The 18,453-nt window shown below is 65.2% G+C and carries 14 protein-coding genes and 2 tRNA genes; 14 read left to right on the plus strand and 2 right to left on the minus strand.

The features are described from left to right. The first annotated feature begins 109 nt into the window (after positions 1-109). The 14 genes from dnaA to FCL41_RS00065 all read left to right on the plus strand — a co-directional run bounded on the left by dnaA (position 110) and on the right by FCL41_RS00065 (position 16,643). Complete coding sequence (dnaA, locus tag FCL41_RS00005) at positions 110-1,678, plus strand: chromosomal replication initiator protein DnaA (RefSeq protein ID WP_420846581.1); 1,569 nt, start codon at positions 110-112, stop codon at positions 1,676-1,678. Positions 1,679-2,139: 461 nt separating this feature from the next. Beyond that, positions 2,140-3,264 carry a DNA polymerase III subunit beta gene (gene dnaN / locus FCL41_RS00010; protein WP_137064559.1) on the plus strand — a complete coding sequence of 375 codons (1,125 nt, stop codon included), beginning with the start codon at positions 2,140-2,142 and terminating at the stop codon, positions 3,262-3,264. 39 nt (positions 3,265-3,303) lie between these two features. Further along, the gene (gnd, locus tag FCL41_RS00015) at positions 3,304-4,299 is read left to right on the plus strand and encodes a phosphogluconate dehydrogenase (NAD(+)-dependent, decarboxylating) (protein ID WP_137064558.1); all 996 of its coding nucleotides are present in this window, start codon (positions 3,304-3,306) and stop codon (positions 4,297-4,299) included. A gap of 8 nt (positions 4,300-4,307) precedes the next feature. Next, the gene (recF, locus tag FCL41_RS00020) at positions 4,308-5,462 is read left to right on the plus strand and encodes a DNA replication/repair protein RecF (RefSeq protein WP_137064557.1); all 1,155 of its coding nucleotides are present in this window, start codon (positions 4,308-4,310) and stop codon (positions 5,460-5,462) included. After that, on the plus strand, positions 5,452-6,102 hold the full coding sequence (locus tag FCL41_RS00025; protein WP_137064556.1) for a DciA family protein: 651 nt from the start codon (positions 5,452-5,454) through the stop codon (positions 6,100-6,102). The genes recF and FCL41_RS00025 overlap by 11 nt, the downstream gene beginning before the upstream one ends. A 391-nt stretch (positions 6,103-6,493) precedes the next feature. Continuing rightward, the gene (gene gyrB / locus FCL41_RS00030) at positions 6,494-8,542 is read left to right on the plus strand and encodes a DNA topoisomerase (ATP-hydrolyzing) subunit B (RefSeq protein ID WP_137065332.1); all 2,049 of its coding nucleotides are present in this window, start codon (positions 6,494-6,496) and stop codon (positions 8,540-8,542) included. A 53-nt stretch (positions 8,543-8,595) separates the two neighbouring features. Then, entirely contained in the window at positions 8,596-11,271 is a 2,676-nt protein-coding gene (gene gyrA / locus FCL41_RS00035) for a DNA gyrase subunit A (protein WP_212723047.1), read from the plus strand. Next, positions 11,271-11,789, plus strand: coding sequence for a DUF3566 domain-containing protein (locus FCL41_RS00040; RefSeq protein ID WP_137064555.1), 519 nt, complete (start codon positions 11,271-11,273; stop codon positions 11,787-11,789). Before gyrA ends, FCL41_RS00040 begins: the two co-directional genes overlap by 1 nt. Before the next feature lie 87 nt (positions 11,790-11,876). Continuing rightward, a tRNA-Ile gene (locus FCL41_RS00045) sits at positions 11,877-11,953 on the plus strand. Positions 11,954-11,985: 32 nt separating this feature from the next. Continuing rightward, the gene (locus tag FCL41_RS17200) at positions 11,986-12,111 is read left to right on the plus strand and encodes a DLW-39 family protein (protein ID WP_212723046.1); all 126 of its coding nucleotides are present in this window, start codon (positions 11,986-11,988) and stop codon (positions 12,109-12,111) included. A gap of 21 nt (positions 12,112-12,132) precedes the next feature. Beyond that, positions 12,133-12,205, plus strand: a tRNA-Ala gene (locus tag FCL41_RS00050). 706 nt (positions 12,206-12,911) lie between these two features. Then, the gene (locus FCL41_RS00055; RefSeq protein WP_170970151.1) at positions 12,912-14,903 is read left to right on the plus strand and encodes an AAA family ATPase; all 1,992 of its coding nucleotides are present in this window, start codon (positions 12,912-12,914) and stop codon (positions 14,901-14,903) included. A gap of 272 nt (positions 14,904-15,175) precedes the next feature. Next, positions 15,176-15,568 (plus strand): hypothetical protein, encoded by a 393-nt coding sequence (locus tag FCL41_RS00060; RefSeq protein WP_137064553.1) that lies wholly within the window; start codon positions 15,176-15,178, stop codon positions 15,566-15,568. Then, positions 15,561-16,643 (plus strand): hypothetical protein, encoded by a 1,083-nt coding sequence (locus tag FCL41_RS00065; RefSeq protein ID WP_137064552.1) that lies wholly within the window; start codon positions 15,561-15,563, stop codon positions 16,641-16,643. Before FCL41_RS00060 ends, FCL41_RS00065 begins: the two co-directional genes overlap by 8 nt. On the opposite strand, the gene FCL41_RS00070 is transcribed toward FCL41_RS00065, so the two are convergent. Next, positions 16,600-17,859: a class I SAM-dependent methyltransferase gene (locus tag FCL41_RS00070; RefSeq protein ID WP_137064551.1), complete on the minus strand. Its 1,260-nt coding sequence runs from the start codon at positions 17,857-17,859 to the stop codon at positions 16,600-16,602. The genes FCL41_RS00065 and FCL41_RS00070 overlap by 44 nt on opposite strands. 171 nt (positions 17,860-18,030) lie before the next feature. Next, the gene (locus FCL41_RS00075; RefSeq protein ID WP_137064550.1) at positions 18,031-18,249 is read right to left on the minus strand and encodes a hypothetical protein; all 219 of its coding nucleotides are present in this window, start codon (positions 18,247-18,249) and stop codon (positions 18,031-18,033) included. Between the last annotated feature and the right edge of the window lie 204 nt (positions 18,250-18,453).

Here is an 18,453-nt window from a genome sequence, read left to right on the forward strand (position 1 = left end):
GTCATAGCAAGGCGAAAACACGCTCTGACCAGCACGAATCGTGTTTCCTGGGCCGGACGGTTCCCGCGGAGGGACCACCGTTCCCGCCCCGAGGGGCAACATGCACAACCTGTGGATAAAGTTGTGGAACCAGTCCGTGAATCGTGGCGTCCACGCTTCGGCACCAGCTCAGTGGGGGGAAGAAGAAGTGGAGAACGATCCGGTGGATCTGAACACCGTCTGGACGAGCGTCGTCGACGCCCTCCAGCCCAACCAGCGGGCCTGGCTCCGGGCCAGCGAACCGGTCACCCTGCACGAGAACACCGCGATCATCGCGGTGGCCAACGACTTCACCCGTGGACAGCTCGAGGGACGTCTGCGCGCCCAGCTCGAAGAGACGCTGACCGAGCGCTTCGGGCGTGAGATCCGCATCGCCGTGACGGTCAACCCGGCGCTCGAGAAGGAGTCGGCCCCCCTGCCGACCATCGAGGAGTCGACGCACTTCACCGACGCCGCCCCGGAGACGTTCGCCAGTCCCCGCGCTCCTGAGCCGTCGACCGGTGACCCGGTGTGGATGCCGTCGCACAACGTCGTCTCGCTGCCGCAGCCACCGGCGTACGAGGAGCGTGAGCGCTACGCGGCTCCCGGCATGAACTCCTCGCTGGAGACGCGACTCAACCCCAAGTACACGTTCGAGACCTTCGTCATCGGGTCCTCGAACCGCTTCCCCCACGCGGCAGCGGTGGCCGTCGCCGAGGCGCCGGGCAAGGCGTACAACCCCTTGCTCGTCTACGGCGAGTCCGGTCTGGGCAAGACGCACCTGCTCCACGCGATCGGGCACTACGTGCGGTCGCTCTACTCCGGCGCGAAGGTGCGGTACGTCTCCTCGGAGGAGTTCACGAACGAGTTCATCAACGCGATCCGTGATGACCGCCAGGACCGCTTCAAGCGGAAGTACCGCGACGTCGACGTGCTGCTGATCGACGACATCCAGTTCCTCGAGGGCAAGACCCAGACGCAGGAAGAGTTCTTCCACACCTTCAACACGCTCCACAACGCCAACAAGCAGATCGTGCTGACGTCCGACCGTCCGCCCAAGCTGCTCGAAGCGCTCGAGGACCGACTGCGCAACCGCTTCGAGTGGGGGCTCATCACCGACGTCCAGGCACCCGACCTCGAGACCCGCATCGCGATCCTGCGCAAGAAGGCAGCGATGGACCGACTCACCGCTCCGCCGGACGTGCTCGAGTTCATCGCCTCGAAGATCCAGACCAACATCCGTGAGCTCGAGGGTGCGCTGATCCGCGTCACGGCGTTCGCCAACCTCAACCGCCAGGAGGTCGACATGACCCTGGCCGAGATCGTGCTCAAGGACCTGATCCCCGAGGGCGGCGAGCCGGAGATCACCTCCCCGCTGATCATCGCCCAGACCGCTGCGTACTTCGGTGTCTCCATCGACGACCTCTGCGGTCCCAGCCGTGGCCGCCACCTGGTCATGGCCCGACAGATCTCGATGTACCTCTGCCGTGAGCTCACGTCGATGTCCCTGCCGCAGATCGGCAAGGAGTTCGGCCGGGACCACACGACGGTCATGTACGCCGACCGCAAGATCAACCAGCTGCTCGCCGAGCGCCGGGCTGTCTTCAACCAGGTCTCCGAGCTGACGAACCGCATCAAGATGCAGGCTCGGAGCAGCTGAGTCCTCGCCCGAGCCACCCCACAGCCCGCCCCCGTGTCGGTCCCACGTCGTCCTGCGACGTCGAACGACAAGGTCGGCGGGCTGTGAAATTCTTGTGACTTGTTCCGGCGATTCGTCCACAGACCTGTGCACGGACCAGGAGCCCCGACGGAAGAACTCGGCACCCTCCACACGAGCCCTTGTGACTCCCACGCTCTCTCCACACGTCGTGCACCGGTCGAAATCGGTGCTGACCTGCAAAGACGAGGGTTATGCACAGTTTGCACAGGACCTACGACAACAACTCATCTATCCATTGACTCGACCCAGTGAATAACCACTCGGCCCACGATCTGGGGACAACGCCCTGAAGTGGTCCGTAACTACATCGATGTCATTCTGACCGTTGGGACATCTGTCCCCGCCGCATGGCAGGATTCACGTCCAGCCACTGCGAACTACAAGATCCGGAGGAACTAAGAGTGAAGTTCCGCGTCGAACGCGACGTCTTCGCCGACGCCGTCGCGTGGGCTGCCCGCAGCCTGCCCGTGCGTCCCAGTGCTCCTGTGCTCGCAGGCCTTCTCGTGGAGGCGAGCGAAGCGGGCCTGGTCCTCTCCGCGTTCGACTACGAGACCTCTGCCCGCGCCGAGCTCCGTGCCGACGTCAGCGCCGAGGGGCGTGTCCTGGTCAGCGGTCGCCTGCTGGCTGACATCTGCCGCAGCCTTCCTGACAAGCCCATCGACTTCGAGCTCAACGGCCCCAAGCTGGAGCTCAAGTGCGGTGCCGGTCGCTTCAGCCTCCAGACGATGCCGGTCGAGGAGTACCCCTCGCTGCCGACCGTCCCGCCGGCCAGCGGCGTCGTCGCCGGTGACGAGTTCGCCAGTGCCGTCTCCCAGGCCGTCACGGCCGCCGGTCGCGACGACATGCTCCCGGTCCTCACCGGTGTGCGGATCGAGATCGAGGGCGACCGCATGTCGCTGCTCGCCACCGACCGCTTCCGCCTCTCGCACCGCGAGCTGACCTGGCGTCCCGCCACGACCGACGCCTCGCTGGCCGCGCTGGTGCCGGCCAAGGTGCTCAGCGACACCGCGAAGACGCTCAGCGGCGACGTGACGATCTCCATCTCGTCGAGCGGCGGCGAAGGCATCATCGGCTTCGAGGGCAGCACCCCCGACGGCGTGCGGCGCACCACCACCCGCCTGCTCGACGGTGACTTCCCCAAGGTCCGCAGCCTCTTCCCCTCCGAGCACCTCACGGTGGCGACCGTCGACAAGGCCGAGCTGATCGACACGGTCAAGCGCGTGGCCCTGGTCGCCGAGCGCAACACCGCCGTGCAGATGAAGTTCTCCGACGGCGAGATCGTCCTCGACTCGCAGTCGGGTGACGAGGCTCAGGCCACCGAGGCTGTCAGCGCCGAGATCAACGGCGACGAGATCGTCACGGGCTTCAACCCGACGTACCTGCTCGACGGGCTGAGCGCCATCAACGGTGAGAAGATCGACCTGTCGTTCACCCAGGCCACCAAGCCAGTCGTCATCTCGGCGACCGACGGCGGCGGAGCGAGCACCTTCCGCTACCTGCTGATGCCGAGGCGCCTGCTGTCCTGAGTCGAGCGCCCACCGCCACACCCCACGGAGGAACCAATCATGGATCTCGGACTCGTTGGACTCGGCAAGATGGGCGGCAACATGCGCGAGCGGTTGCGCCGGGGCGGGCACACCGTCGTCGGATTCGACCGCAATCGCGACGTCAGCGACGTCGCGAGCCTGGCCGAGCTGGTCGAGGCGCTCCCCTCGCCGAAGGTCGTGTGGGTGATGGTCCCGGCCGGTGAGCCGACCCGGGCGACCGTCAAGGAGCTCGCTGAGCTCCTCAGCCCCGGTGACGTGGTGGTCGACGGCGGCAACTCACGGTGGACCGATGACCAGCTGCACGCGGCCTTCCTGGCCGAGAAGCAGATCGGCTACGTCGACTGCGGTGTCTCCGGCGGCGTGTGGGGTCTCGAGAACGGCTACGCCTTGATGTACGGCGGCGAGGCCTCCGACGTCGAGAAGGTCCAGCCGATCTTCGACACCCTCAAGCCCGAGGGCGACCACGGTGCCGTCCACGCCGGCAAGGTGGGCGCCGGTCACTTCTCCAAGATGGTCCACAACGGCATCGAGTACGCGATCATGCAGTCGTACGCCGAGGGCTGGGAGCTGCTCGAGAAGGTCGACATGGTCGACAACGTCACCGAGGTCTTCCGCTCCTGGCGTGAGGGCACGGTGATCCGCTCGTGGCTGCTCGACCTGATGGTCAATGCGCTCGAGGACGACCCGGGCCTGGAGTCGATCCGCGGCTACGCCGAGGACTCCGGCGAGGGACGATGGACCGTCGAGGCGGCGATCGACAACGCCGTGCCGGTCCCGGCCATCACTGCCGCCCTGTTTGCCCGCTTCGTCTCCCGTCAGGACGACTCCCCCGCCATGAAGGCGATCGCGGCGATGCGCAACCAGTTCGGTGGTCACGCCGTGCGCACCGGAGCCCCGGCCGGCGGCGACGTCGAAGGCAAGACCGGCGCCACCCAGGCCCCCGGGGCCGCTGAGGCAGGGGCTGGCCAGGAGAACCCCACCTCCGGCGCAGGCCCTGCCACCGGAGAGAGTTAAGCGAGCGCGTGCACGTCCAGCATCTCCTGCTCCACAACTTCCGCTCCTACGCCGACATCGACGTCCGCCTCGAGCCGGGAGTGACCGCCTTCATCGGGCGCAACGGCCAGGGCAAGACCAACCTCGTCGAGGCGATCGACTACCTCTCCCGACTGGGCTCCCACCGGGTCGCCACCGACGCCCCCCTGATCAAGGCCGGCACCGAGCAGGCGCTGGTGCGTGCGGTCGTGGTCAAGGACGGACGCGCCGCCACCCTCGAGGTCGAGCTCAACCCGGGCAAGGCCAACCGGGCGCGGATCAACCGCTCCCCGCTCCCCCGGCCCCGTGAGCTGCTGGGCCTGGTGCGCACCGTCGTCTTCTCCCCCGAGGACCTGACGCTTGTCAAGGGTGACCCCAGCGACCGCAGACGCTTCCTCGACGACCTGCTGGTGCTGCGTACGCCGCGGCTCGCGGGCGTGCGCTCCGACTTCGACCGCGTGCTCAAGCAGCGCAACTCCCTGCTCAAGTCGGCGGGGCGCCGGGGCGGCTCGGCGGCGGAGTCGGCGCTGTCGACGCTCGCCGTCTGGGACTCCCACCTCGTCGAGCTCGGCACCGAGATCCTCGTGCAGCGCCTCGACCTGGTCGACGCGCTGGGACCCTACGTCGGCAAGGCGTACGAGGCGGTCGCGCGCGGAGCCTCGCGTGACGACGCGCAGATCGAGTACCGCTCCTCCTTCGAGCTGACCGGTGGCCCCGGGCAGCGACCCGACCGGGAGACGGTGAGCCAGGTCTTCGCCCTCGAGCTGGAGGCCCGTCGCCGCGACGAGCTGGACCGGGGCATCACCCTGGTCGGTCCCCACCGCGACGACCTCCTGCTCACCCTCGGCAACTCCGAGCTCCGGCTCCCCGTGAAGGGGTACGCCTCGCACGGTGAGTCCTGGTCGTTCGCGCTGGCGCTGAAGATCGCGGCGTACGACCTGTTGCGTTCGGAGGGCGACGACCCGATCCTGATCCTGGACGACGTGTTCGCCGAGCTCGACTCGGGACGACGCCTGCAGCTGGCCGAGCTGGTGGCCGGCGCCGAGCAGGTGCTGATCACCGCGGCCGTGGCCGAGGACGTGCCGGAGTCGTTGGCCGGCGAGCGGTTCAGCGTGGCGGAGGGAGAGGTGACCCGTGTCGAGTGAGCAGCCCGCCCAGCAGGCAGGGGACGAGCCCCTGGAGGGCACCCCCTCCCCGGCTGCGCCCCTCCCCGACTCCCCCACCGCCGGCGCCACCGGGGCTGACGGCACTGACGGTCCCGCCCCGGCTGAGGACCTGCCGTCCGCCGACGGCCTCGACCTGGCACGATCCGCCGCCCGCGCGGCCAGCCGCGCCCCGGGCGCACCGGCGAAGAAGCAGCGCCGCGGTGGCGACGGCACCTTCACCCGTCGTCGCGGCCGCAGCCGCTTCTCCGGTGCCCACCCCGACGACCGTGACCCCCAGCCACTGGGCTCCACGCTCGACCGGCTCGTCGCGAACCGGGGGTGGGACACCGACCTGAAGGTGCAGGGGGTCTTCGGCCAGTGGCCGAGCCTGGTCGGTCGGGAGGTCGCCGACCACTGCACCCCCGAGACGCTGACCGACGGCAAGCTCGTCGTCCGCACCGACTCGACCGCGTGGGCCACCCAGCTGCGGCTGCTCGCCCCCTCGATCGTGCGACGGCTCAACCAGGAGCTCGGCCACGGGACCGTCCTGCTGATCGAGGTGCTCGGTCCGCACGGACCGAGCTGGAAGAAGGGTCCGCGCTCGGCCGGCGGGCGTGGGCCGCGCGACACGTACGGCTGAACCCGAGGGGCCGCACGAGGGGCGCCCGCGAATCGCCTCTCTGCCGATCTGACAGCCCGTCGACCATGTGGGGAGTCATTCCACCCCCTGTTCGGCGCGCAGAACAGCGATTGCAGGGCGCCTGAGACGGCTTCTGGTGAAATCGTGGCGTCCGGCGGGGGTTCCACTGTGGTTTTGGCCCCGTGAACCGCTAAACTGGTGGTCGGGTCGCCCGCCTGCCCCGCGTACGCGTGTTGGGCACTAGTCGCAGGCGACCTCTGCACGTGTGTCGACTGGCACCCGGACGAGTGGAAAAGGACCTGCGTTGAGCGCTGAGACCCCGGCCGAAGAAGTTCGCACGACCGAGGAGAGCACCTCCGCCCCCGCGGCCCAGGGCAACCCGGAGTCGAAGGTGAGCGGCGACTACGACGCCTCCGCGATCCAGGTGCTCGAAGGGCTGGAGGCAGTCCGCAAGCGCCCCGGCATGTACATCGGCTCGACCGGTGTCCGCGGCCTGCACCACCTGATCTGGGAGATCGTCGACAACTCGGTCGACGAGGCGCTCGCCGGCCACTGCGACCGGATCGTGATGACGCTCAACGCGGACAACTCCATCACCGTCACCGACAACGGTCGAGGCATCCCCACCGGCACCGCGCCCGGTCAGGACCTGCCCGCCGTGACGCTGGCGCTGACCGTCCTCCACGCGGGCGGCAAGTTCGGCGGTGGCGGCTACAAGGTCTCCGGCGGTCTGCACGGCGTCGGTGTCTCCGTCGTCAACGCCCTCTCCAGCCACCTCGTGGTCGAGGTCAAGAACCGTGGGCACCTGTGGCGCCAGTCGTTCAGCATCGGCGTGCCCGACGGCGAGCTCGAGCAGGTCCGCCCGCTCGAGGAGGGCGAGGAGACCGGCACCTCGGTGACGTGGTGGGCCTCCAAGGACATCTTCGAGACCACCGAGTACGACCTCGAGACCATCACCACGCGCATCCGCGAGATGGCCTTCCTCAACCGCGGCCTGGAGATCGTCGTCCGCGACCAGCGTGAGAGCGCCGCCGAGCTCGCCGAGGTCATCGAGGACGGCACGGGCGAGCTGCCCACGGACGGCAAGGACGCGATCCGCCCCGCCGCGGACTACGGCGTGGAGCAGGTCTTCAAGTACGACCGCGGCCTGGTGGACTACGTCGAGTACCTCAACCGCCGCAAGGACAAGGCCAACCCGAGCGTCATCTCCTTCGAGGCCGACTCGTCCGAGTTCGGCGCCAAGGGCGACGACCGGCACATGAGCCTCGAGGTGGCGATGCAGTGGAACTCCACCTTCGCGGAGTCGGTCCACACCTTCGCCAACACGATCAACACCCACGAGGGCGGCACCCACGAAGAGGGCTTCCGCGCCGCGCTCACCACCCTGGTCAACACCTGGGGCGAGGAGTGGGGCCTGATCAAGAAGAAGGAGGACCGGGTCTCGGGTGACGACATCCGTGAGGGCCTGACCGCCATCATCTCGATCAAGCTCGGCGAGCCGCAGTTCGAGGGCCAGACCAAGACCAAGCTCGGCAACACCGAGGCCAAGGGCTTCACCCAGCGCGTGGTCAACGACCAGCTCGGCGCCTGGCTGGAGCAGAACCCGGCCGAGGGCAAGGAGATCATCCGCAAGGCCCAGGCCGCTGCGTCGGCGCGCATCGCGGCCCGCAAGGCCCGCGACCTCGCCCGCAACCGCAAGGGCCTGCTGGGTGGAGGCGGCCTGCCGGGCAAGCTGGCCGACTGCCAGTCGACCAACGCCGCCGAGTGCGAGGTCTTCATCGTCGAGGGTGACTCCGCAGGCGGCTCCGCCAAGTCCGGTCGCGACCCGCGCATCCAGGCGATCCTCCCGATTCGCGGCAAGATCCTCAACGTCGAGAAGGCGCGCATCGACAAGGTCCTGGGCAACCAGGAGGTGCAGGCCATCATCTCGGCGCTCGGCACCGGCATCCACGAGGAGTTCGACCTCGAGAAGCTGCGCTACCACAAGGTCGTGCTGATGGCTGACGCCGACGTCGACGGCCACCACATCAACACCCTGCTGCTGACGCTGCTCTTCCGCTTCATGAAGCCGCTGATCGAGCACGGCTACGTCTACATGGCGCAGCCCCCGCTCTACCGCCTGCGCTGGAACAAGCCGCACGACCACCAGTTCGTCTACTCCGACGCGGAGCGCGACGCGATGCGCGCCGAGGGTGAGTCGAAGGGCTGGAAGCTCCCCAAGGACAACCCCGTCCAGCGCTACAAGGGTCTCGGTGAGATGAACGCCGACGAGCTGTGGGAGACCACCATGAACCCCGACCAGCGCCTGATGCTGCGCGTCACCCTCGAGGACGCGGCCCGGGCCGACGAGATCTTCTCGATCCTCATGGGCGAGGACGTGGAGCAGCGCCGCTCGTTCATCCAGCGCAACGCCAAGGACGTTCGATTCTTGGACATCTGAGTCTCTCTAGCCCAGAACTTAGATATCCATAGACGAATTCAGAAAGAGCAATCGTGACTGAGACCCCGAACGGCCAGAACCCCAACGGCGAGGACGGCCTCGGCCTGGGCGACGCCCGGATCCGCGACATCGACCTCCAGGAGTCGATGAAGGCCTCCTACATCGACTACGCCATGGCCGTCATCGTCGGGCGCGCGCTGCCCGACGTACGCGACGGACTCAAGCCGGTGCACCGCCGCGTCCTCTACGCCATGTACGACGGCGGCTACCGCCCCGACCGCGGCTTCTCGAAGTGCTCGCGCGTCGTCGGTGACGTGATGGGTCAGTACCACCCGCACGGCGACTCCGCGATCTACGACACCTTGGTGCGCCTCGCGCAGCCGTGGGTGATGCGCGCGCCCCTGGTCAACGGCCAGGGCAACTTCGGCTCGCCGGGCAACGACCCCGCGGCCGCCATGCGTTACACCGAGTGCCGGATGGCCCCGCTGGCGCTGGAGATGGTCCGCGACATCGACAAGGACACCGTCGACTTCCAGCCCAACTACGACGGCCGCTCCTCCGAGCCCACCATCCTGCCGGCCCGGTTCCCCAACCTGCTGGTCAACGGCTCCGCCGGCATCGCGGTCGGCATGGCGACCAACATCCCGCCGCACAACCTCCGTGAGGTCGCCGCGGGCGCCGTCTGGGCGCTGGAGCACCCCGACGCCACCCGCGAGGAGCTCCAGGACGCGCTCGTCGAGCGGATCAAGGGCCCTGACTTCCCCAACGCGGCGATGATCGTCGGCCGCAACGGCATCGAGCAGACCTACCGCACCGGTCGCGGCTCGATCCAGCAGCGTGCAGTGGTCGAGATCAGCGAGGACGCCAAGGGGCGTACGCAGCTGGTCATCACCGAGCTGCCCTACATGGTCAACCCCGACAACCTGGCGCTGAAGATCGCCGAGCTCGCCGACTCCGGTCGCGTGCAGGGCATCGCCGACGTCAAGGACAACACCTCCTCGCGCACCGGCCAGCAGCTCGTGGTCGTGCTCAAGCGCGACGCGGTGGCTCGCGTGGTGCTCAACAACCTCTTCAAGCACACCGAGCTGCAGACCAACTTCAGCGCCAACATGCTGGCGCTGGTCGACGGCGTGCCGCGCACCCTGACGATCGACCAGTTCATCTCCAACTGGGTCGCCCACCAGATCGAGGTCATCGTCCGCCGGACGAAGTTCCTCCTCGCCGACGCCGAGCGCCGCGCCCACATCTACCGAGGCCTGGTCAAGGCGCTCGACATGCTGGACGAGGTCATCGCACTCATCCGTCGCTCCCCCGACGTCGACGACGCCCGCCGCGGCCTCATCGAGCTGCTCGACATCGACGAGGTCCAGGCCAACGCCATCCTCGAGATGCAGCTGCGTCGTCTGGCCGCCCTGGAGCGTCAGAAGATCATCGACGAGCTCGCCAAGATCGAGATCGAGATCGCCGACCTGCTCGACATCCTGGGTGACGAGGTCCGCCAGCGGCGGATCGTCATCGAGGAGCTCGGCGAGATCGTCGAGAAGTTCGGCCAGGACCGGCGTACGCAGATCATCGCGGCCGACGGGGACCTCTCCATGGAGGACCTCATCCCCGACGAGGAGCTGGTCGTCACCATCACCCGCGGCGGCTACGCGAAGCGCACGCGCGCCGACCAGTACCGGACCCAGAAGCGCGGTGGCAAGGGCGTACGCGGTGCCACGCTGCGCGGCGACGACGTGGTCGACCACTTCATCGCGACCACGAACCACCACTGGTTGCTCTTCTTCACCTCGGCGGGACGCGTCTACCGCACCAAGGCCTACAACCTGCCGGAGGCCGGTCGTGACGCCAAGGGCGGTCACGTCGCCGGACTGCTCTCCTTCCAGCCGGACGAGAAGATCGCCCAGGTGCTGGCCATCCGCGACTACGAGCAGGCGCCCTACCTGGTGCTCGCCACGCGTCAGGGCCTGGTCAAGAAGACGCGCCTGGGTGACTACAACAGCCCGCGCCAGGCCGGCGTCATCGCGATCAACTTCCGACACGACGACGACGAGCTGATCGGCGCCGAGCTGGTGCACCCCGACGACCACATCCTGCTGGTCTCCCGCAAGGGCCAGTCGGTGCGCTTCGAGGCCTCCGACGACCAGCTGCGGCCCATGGGTCGCGCGACCGGAGGCGTCACCGGCATGAAGTTCCGCGACGGTGACTCCCTGCTGTCGATGTCGGTGATCCGTGCCAACCAGGTGGCGGCCGAGGTCATCGACGGCGAGGTCGTCCCGGGTGGGACGACGCAGGCGGAGGCCGAGGGCGCCGAGGTCGAGGAGCTGCGCGAGCAGTTCGTCTTCACCATCACCGACGGTGGCTTCGCCAAGCGCACCCCGATCCCGGAGTACCGCGTGCAGTCGCGTGGCGGCATCGGCATCAAGGCGATGAAGCTGGCCGACGAGGCGCGCGGCGTCCTGGTGGGTGCCTTCATCGTCGAGGAGGGCGACGAGATCCTCTCGATCACCGAGGGTGGTCAGGTCGTACGCAGCCCCATCGACGAGAACTTCCGGCCCACCGGCCGCTCCACGATGGGCGTCAAGTTCGTCTCCCCGAAGAAGGGGGACTCGGTCGCGGTGGTTGCCCGCTCGGTCGAGGCTCGCGATGATGCTGCGGACGAGGATGTTCCCGACGAGGCGGATGCCGACGCCGTGACCACCACCGAGACGACTGAGGACGAGTCCTGATGGCCGAGAGCAACGGACCCACCACCGAGGAGACGTCGGTCAACCCCGGTTTCTCGACGCGGGTGAAGGACACGATCGCCAAGGCGGCGCGCGAGCACAGTGACACCGCTTCCATGGCGAAGACCACTCCCTCGGGCAAGGTGGCGCGTCGCGCGCGGCTACGCCTGACCCGCATCGACCCGATGTCGGTGATGAAGACGTCGTTCCTGCTCTCGGTCGCCTTCGGCGTGGTCACCTTCGTGGCCGTGCTGATCGTGTGGACCATCCTGGGCGCCGCGGGGCTGTGGGACGCGGTCAACGACACCGTCGCCACCGTGATCACCAGCGGTGACCAGGCGAGCACGTTCGACATCCGCGACTACGTGGGCATGGGCCGGGTGCTCGGCTTCACGCTCATCGTGGCGGTGATCGACGTGATCCTCCTGACCGCGATCGCGACGCTGGGTGCCTTCCTCTACAACATGGCTGCGGCCCTGCTCGGAGGCGTCGAGCTCACGCTGTCGGAGGACGCCAGGTAACCCGTTTTGTCGCGGGGGCGAGGCGTCAGGTAACGTTTCCCCTCGGTTGCCACTCCGGTGGCAGCCTCGCTCGGTCTGACCGAGGGAGGGCCTATAGCTCAGACGGTTAGAGCGCTTCCCTGATAAGGAAGAGGTCACAGGTTCAAGTCCTGTTAGGCCCACCAGTTCTTGCACACATCGCCGGACAGGGGACGAGATGAAGAAGATCCTTCTGCTGGTCCTCGCCGCCGTCGCGGCACTCTTCGCGAAGAAGAGGATCGACCAGGGCAAGGCCGAACAGGCGCTCTGGTCGGAGGCCACCGACACCGTGGGCAAGGCCTGACAGACTCTTCCGGGAGTCACCGGGGCCTTGGCGCAATTGGTAGCGCACCTGCTTTGCAAGCAGGGGGTTGGGGGTTCGAGTCCCCCAGGCTCCACTGAAAGACCTGGGGGCTCCACCCCGGGTCTTTCTTCATTTTGGGGCGTCTCTGGGCCTCAACCCCCTGCTAAGTCGGATCGGGCTGTGGGGGACTGGTGGGGGAGAGCACTGTCGGCATCGTCTCCAGTGCCATGGACCTCGATCAGCGGATTGAAGCCTCGGCGAGGCTCACGGGACCGTGGGCGTCGCGCGACGCGGGCACCACAGTCCGGTGGGCGGTCGTGGCTCAGTGTCTAGGCGCGCTAGTCCCGTCCTGGGGGACTCGAGCATGCGGCCGGAGTCGTCGCCGCGTCGGTGTTGTGGCCTTCGCGAGCGAGTTCGTCTCCGAAGTCTGTCTCCGCGACCCAGCTCCTGTACATGGTGGATGGCATCACCTGTGGGTGCGAAGCCGGCGGGTTCCTCCGAGCCAACAGCGAGCCGCCCGCTTGGGGGCGCGACTGGGCCGCGTCAACTCTGACCTCAGGGCGACGCGATACCGATCCCAGCTCCCATCGGGCGGTGCACCCTCAAGCTTGGGGTACCGCCCAACCAGGCGATGCGGTAAGAAGGACGTCGAGCGAGCCCATGTGAGAGAAAACCAGCGCACGGGCCCCGACATCCAATACGGTAGCGCCCACCTGCCGAACCCCCGTCCGCGAAGGTTGACCAGCAACGGTGTCGAACCTGTCCAGCATCTCCCGACCAAGCACTTGCGGGGGGCCTGCGTGATCCAGCTGCCGGTGTTCCAGCACATCAGCATCGACGACTACCAGCTCTACCCCGGAACAGACGCGCGTCCGGGTATAGACCTTGAAATCGGTTCCGGCCTAACCCTAGTCCTCGGAGCGAACGGCCTAGGTAAGACCACCTTCGTCACCATGCTCTATCGGGTCCTCAGCGGCACCCAGGACATTCCGAGCTTCGGCAACGCCGCAGCCCTCGGCGGACGAAGCCTCGACGTTCGCACGCGAAGCAGGGCGGAGCAGAGGACGTTCGCCGACCGGGTTTCAGATGGTGCCGAATCTGCAACGGCCACACTGACATTCCTCATGGGAACGGACGAGGTCACAGTTCGCCGAAACCTCGCCGATCTCAGCCTGGAAGCCTTCTCTATATCGGGCCAGCAATACGAAGAGACAGAGCAAGTTTTCCAAGAGGAGATTATCCGCAGAAGCGGACTTGCTTCTTTTGGTGACTGGATTCTCACTCTTCGACACTTAATCTTCTACTTTGAAGACCGGCAGGCGCTGATATGGGATGCAACAGCACAGAGGCAGCTCCTGCGCCTCCTGTTCCTCCCACCCGATGTATCGGCTGAATGGACTCGCCGCGAGAGAGAAGTACTTGAGCTCGACTCGCTAGTTCGTAATCTTCAATATGGACTAAATAAAGAGACAAAGCGACTCAGTAAGGCAACGGCAGCCTTGTCGAACGCCGATGAGGTTCGCCAGAGCCTGACGCTTCTGGCTGGCATGCAGTCGAAAGAGCAGGAACAACTCGACACATTGACAGACCAGCTTGCCGAGCTGTCATCTCGCCGGTCCGCCGCACGCCTTGCTGCACTGACAGTGGATCAAGATCGCCAGTCCGCGTTTAAAGCGATCGAACGACTGGAGTTGCAAGCGATTGCAGCGAATTTCCCGGATACCTCCGCGACTGCCCGGTATCTCCTGAGTCAGATCATGTCCGAGTCGCGCTGCTTGACCTGTGGCAATGACGTTCCATCTTTCCGCGATAAGTTGGAGGCGCGTCTGAGGGATGATCACTGCATCGTGTGCGATTCACACGTCAGACGCAGCGACAATGAGCATGCTCATCACCCTCGTCTCTTATCACGTGCTAGGGACTCCGCCAAAAAATTGGAAGTGCAATCGAAGCAAGCTAGCGAGGCCCTTCGAACGGCCGAGCTCGAGCACGCCGACGCGCTTCAGATTGTCTCGAAGTTGACCGCAACTACGAGCGAGCGAGCTGTCTCAATCGACGAGCTGATTCAGCAGCTTCCGCCGAATGAGCGCGACGTTCATCAGCAGCGCGATGCGATGGCAAGTATGCGCGCTAATGTCGAGATGCGACGGGAGGAGCTGAATGCGAAGCGCCACCAATTCTCCAACTTCGTAGCTAATGTAAATGAACGCATCGCTCAGCAACGCGATGCAATTAAGACCGCATTCGATGCCTACGCCAAGGGATTTCTCGTCGAAGACTGTGAACTGGCGTGGCAGCCACGAAAGAGCCGAGTCGGCGAAACCGGAGAACTGGTGGAGTTCGCGGCCTTTGAACTCGCAATGTCGGGGGCCGGCTTCGAGTCCTCAACAAGGCGGACCGGTCCCACTCAGGTCTCTGAGAGCCAACGAGAGTTCATCGATCTGTCGTTCAGGATGTCGCTGATGGAAGTCGCCGCCACGTCCGGCGGCAGTCTGGTTATCGACGCTCCAGAATCTTCGCTCGACGCCGTGTTTGTGTCACGCGCAGCGAAGGTGTTGACGAACTACGCATCGCATGGGGAGAACCGCCTTGTGGTGACTTCGAACCTCGTCGACGGGGACCTCATTCCGTCACTTCTGCGCCAATCAAAGATCCGCAGCAGCCGCGACAGGCGGGTGGTTGACCTTCTAAGCATTGCGGCGCCGACGGCGGCCACCCGGCAGCTTGATAGTGAGTACCGGAAAGTCCGACGGCTTCTATTTGCCCGAGCGCGAACAGACCGCCAGTCATGACGAAGCCCTGGGGCGAGGCGTCGGGGGAAGAGGCTTCTGGAGATTCACGCAGAAGCGTCCGACTTCTGCTGATCCTCCGCTGCGCGCACGAGACTGGCTTTCGGCCCGTGCCTGGAACTGCGATACACACCATCGCCTACCTAGCGGACGCTTTGTCGCCCGTCTGGGGCTTACCGATTCTAGATTCGCAGGTTCTAAAGCAGCGAACCCGACCCAACTTTCCCGCCCTTCAGAGAGACCTAGACGTTCTGGTTGGCCGAGGGGTGGTGCAAGTGGAGAAACTTTCCATTTCGCAAACCTCCAGTGACGAATCGCCGATAAGTGCTAGTTTCAGCCTGACGCCATTAGCGACGCCGGCATTGGATGGAATTCTGACGAATGAATACTTCAGGCGACAATTCGAATTTGTGCGTGAAGTGACGTACGCGGCGGCCGCGCTCGGACCAGATGGGCTGGCCAGCATCGGAACGGTTGATGCCTCCTACGCCGACCCCTTCGCTGATGTGGGCAGCGTCATCGAACTTGACCAAGCGTCGGCAAGTGGTCGAACCACGTCTGAGGTAGCGCAAAAGTTCCGTGCTCTGGCGCCCGACGCAGACCTGACGGACGCTCAACTAGTTCACCTTTACCTTCGCCACCTCTACTCAAGGCTTCGAATTGCCTAATTCGCCCGACTTTGACGACGCCGTCCTTCTTGGAACCCTGGACTCGTTCCCGTTCGCCGGAGTTGACTCTGATCTTTCCGACGAAGAGCGTTTCGCGCGTGGCGTCGCGCAGGTCCTTCGCGCGTGGCTCCGGGCTCACCAGGACGAAACTGGCTCTCACGCCGTGTTTTTACTCCAAGCTTCGCCTCCCGACGAACTTGCGGACCTCCCAAGAGAGACCTTCTTTGCGCTAGATGACGGAGAGACGGATGTAACGTCCGGCATGTGGTTTGTCGGTCCGCCTGTGATTCGCGGGACGCGGTTTGAAACGCAGGCAAGCTTCGACGAAATGTTCCCGGCGGTCGTTTCTGCTGGCGTCGGCGACGTAGCAGCAGTCACGTACAGGAAGACAGCTCGCGGTCCGATGCTTCGTTTCTATCCGCACGGTCTCAGCGACCCAGAGCGGGCAATGTCCATGAGGCTCGCTGAAAGCGCCGTGGACCTGTCAAAGGTGTTCGAGTTGGTCGACATAGTTCACCGTTCGACGTTGGTGACGCCGTCCGGCCACCAGGGCGGAGCAAAGCTCTGGAAGAACCGGGAAAAGCACTATCCGGTACGGCACGTTGAAGTTGAGATCCAGGCCTACCTTCGGACGGGCCTCTCAGTAGGACTTCCCCTCTGCCGCATCAACCCCGAGCAGAATCTAGTGGCCGGCCGCCTCGATTTGGAGATCGAGGAGCTTGATCCAACGACTCGTCAGGTCTCGCGTCCCGCGATTCTCGAACTGAAAGTAATTCGGTCCTTCGGATCAACAGGGGCGTCTACTTCGAACTCCCAGACGGAGAAGTGGCTCAGCGAGGGTGTCGACCAAGCCCACGCATATCGGGAAGAGCGAAGTGCTCGCGCAGGGGCACTTTGCTGCTTCGACATGCGCGTAAATCCGACCGACGAGGCCTGCTTTAAGAAGGTCGAAAGCAAAGCGAGCGGGCTAAAAGTTGCCGTCAAGAGCTGGCCCCTGTACCCCGATGTGAAGCTTTTTCGTGCCGCTGGTGCTACAACCGCACTTTCAGCAGGCTCTCCGCAAGCGACGACTTGAAGCCCTGCTGCGCCGAGGTCTTCATATGTCTGATTGGCTCTGCGCTATATACGTCGTAGCCACGCGCCGACAGCAACTCCTTGATGACGTCCGCAACCGGAACATGGGTCTGCCCGTACCTGCTGTCACCGACAACCATCCAGCATTCGCCGCCCGCTCGTAGGGAGCGAAGGACGGTCTCCGTCACCTCTAGGAGATCCTGGAAGTATCCGCCGACCATCGCTGGGAGATGCTTACTCCATAGACTGTCCTTCTCTGCATCCAGACCGTGAAGCGTCGCGCTTAGGATGGTCGACCCGTCAGGCGCCGGCTTATAGGTACGAGACACCTGCACGTGTGACGCTAGGGTGTTTCGTCGCAAAGTAATGTTGCTTGTGGTATCCGTCAAATAGCCCAACATCCAGAGTTGAACATTGTATACGTCGGTGTAGTCGAAAGAATTCGGATAGGGAGGCGAAAATACTGACAGATCGAACAGGTTGGTGAATGTTTGGGTCCGAGCGTCGCCGTGCACGACCTTTGAATGCACGTTTGGGCGGCCAGCGAAAGTAATGATATCTGCGATAGCACTTTCGACGCGCAGCGCGAAGAGCGAAAGCACTTCATTCGCGGTTACTGAACGCTCCTGCCAATTCCGTCGGTAACGTCGCCCTTTTCCGCTCACGAGGACGTTGCTGACCTCTGTCAGCATCCCGCCAACGACGACCCGGAAGAACCGACGGCTGTGCTCGTCGTCAGCGGCGGCTAAGTCGATGGCTTCCAAGAGTGCAACCAGCGCAGATGCGACTTCGGTCCCGAAAATCCATCGTCCCCCCACGCCTGGCTCGATGAACGTCGGCGGTAGCACAGCTCGCGCCAGGTCAAGGTCGGGGACAATCCGTCGACTTACCCGACGGACGTCACGCAATCGCGCTACTAGTAGGTCCGAGTTGTACGTGTGAAGCTTCGCTCTTATTACATCAGCCAGATAGGGATTGACCTCTACGGTCGTCGATTCGATCCCTAGCATCTGACAGGTGAGGGCCGTAGTCCCACTTCCGCCGAAGGGGTCAAGACACGCGTTGACATCACCACCAACACTGTTTACGGCCTGATAGATAAGTTCGGGGGCGAAAGCTTCCTTGAAGTTATGCCACTTCTGGAAGGCCAGGGGCGTCGCTCCGTCATTTGTGCCCAGCGAAGCGATGTCCCTGCCCCTCGTCCAGGTCGAGTACATCGAATCAGTATCAGCGACACTCATCGCGCGAGTTGCCGGACGCAGGAAACCATGACCGGTGAGTCTAGCTACGCGAGGGTGGTCAGGCAGCGCCGCCTCGCCGCAGCGATCGACCAAGTCCCAACCGATTCGTCGGCTCCTCGGGAGCAACCGCTAGCAAGCGCGGCGCGGTCAGCGGTCAACATGCTCGTTTCTGTCTGCCCACGCCCTCCCCGCGACGGGGACGTTCAGCTCAACGCCCACCGACACCAGGAACGCCGCCGCCCGTGCACTCAGGATCCCGAACTCAATCCGGTCGCTGAAGCGCGTCGCGCCGAGCGCGAACTTATCGATGCTGAACGCCGAGATGCCGCGGGTAATCCCCTCCAGCGACGGGCCGCCGATGCCCATTAGGCGGCATCGCGTCCACGAACGGCCGCGAAGGGTCGATCGGCCGACCGCTCGACTGCAGCATCCGCTCGACCAGCTCCCCCTTGACATCAGGTTGGTCAACTCGTGCCGACCGTAGCGGCCACGGACGCCCGCGTCGGCTCCCGGACGACCGTGGAACGACCGTTGTCGAGTTGCACCCGGGCGACGTACCGGCCCTTCACC

Origin of the sequence: Nocardioides jishulii, from assembly GCF_006007965.1 — a bacterium.
GTDB lineage: Bacteria > Actinomycetota > Actinomycetes > Propionibacteriales > Nocardioidaceae > Nocardioides > Nocardioides jishulii.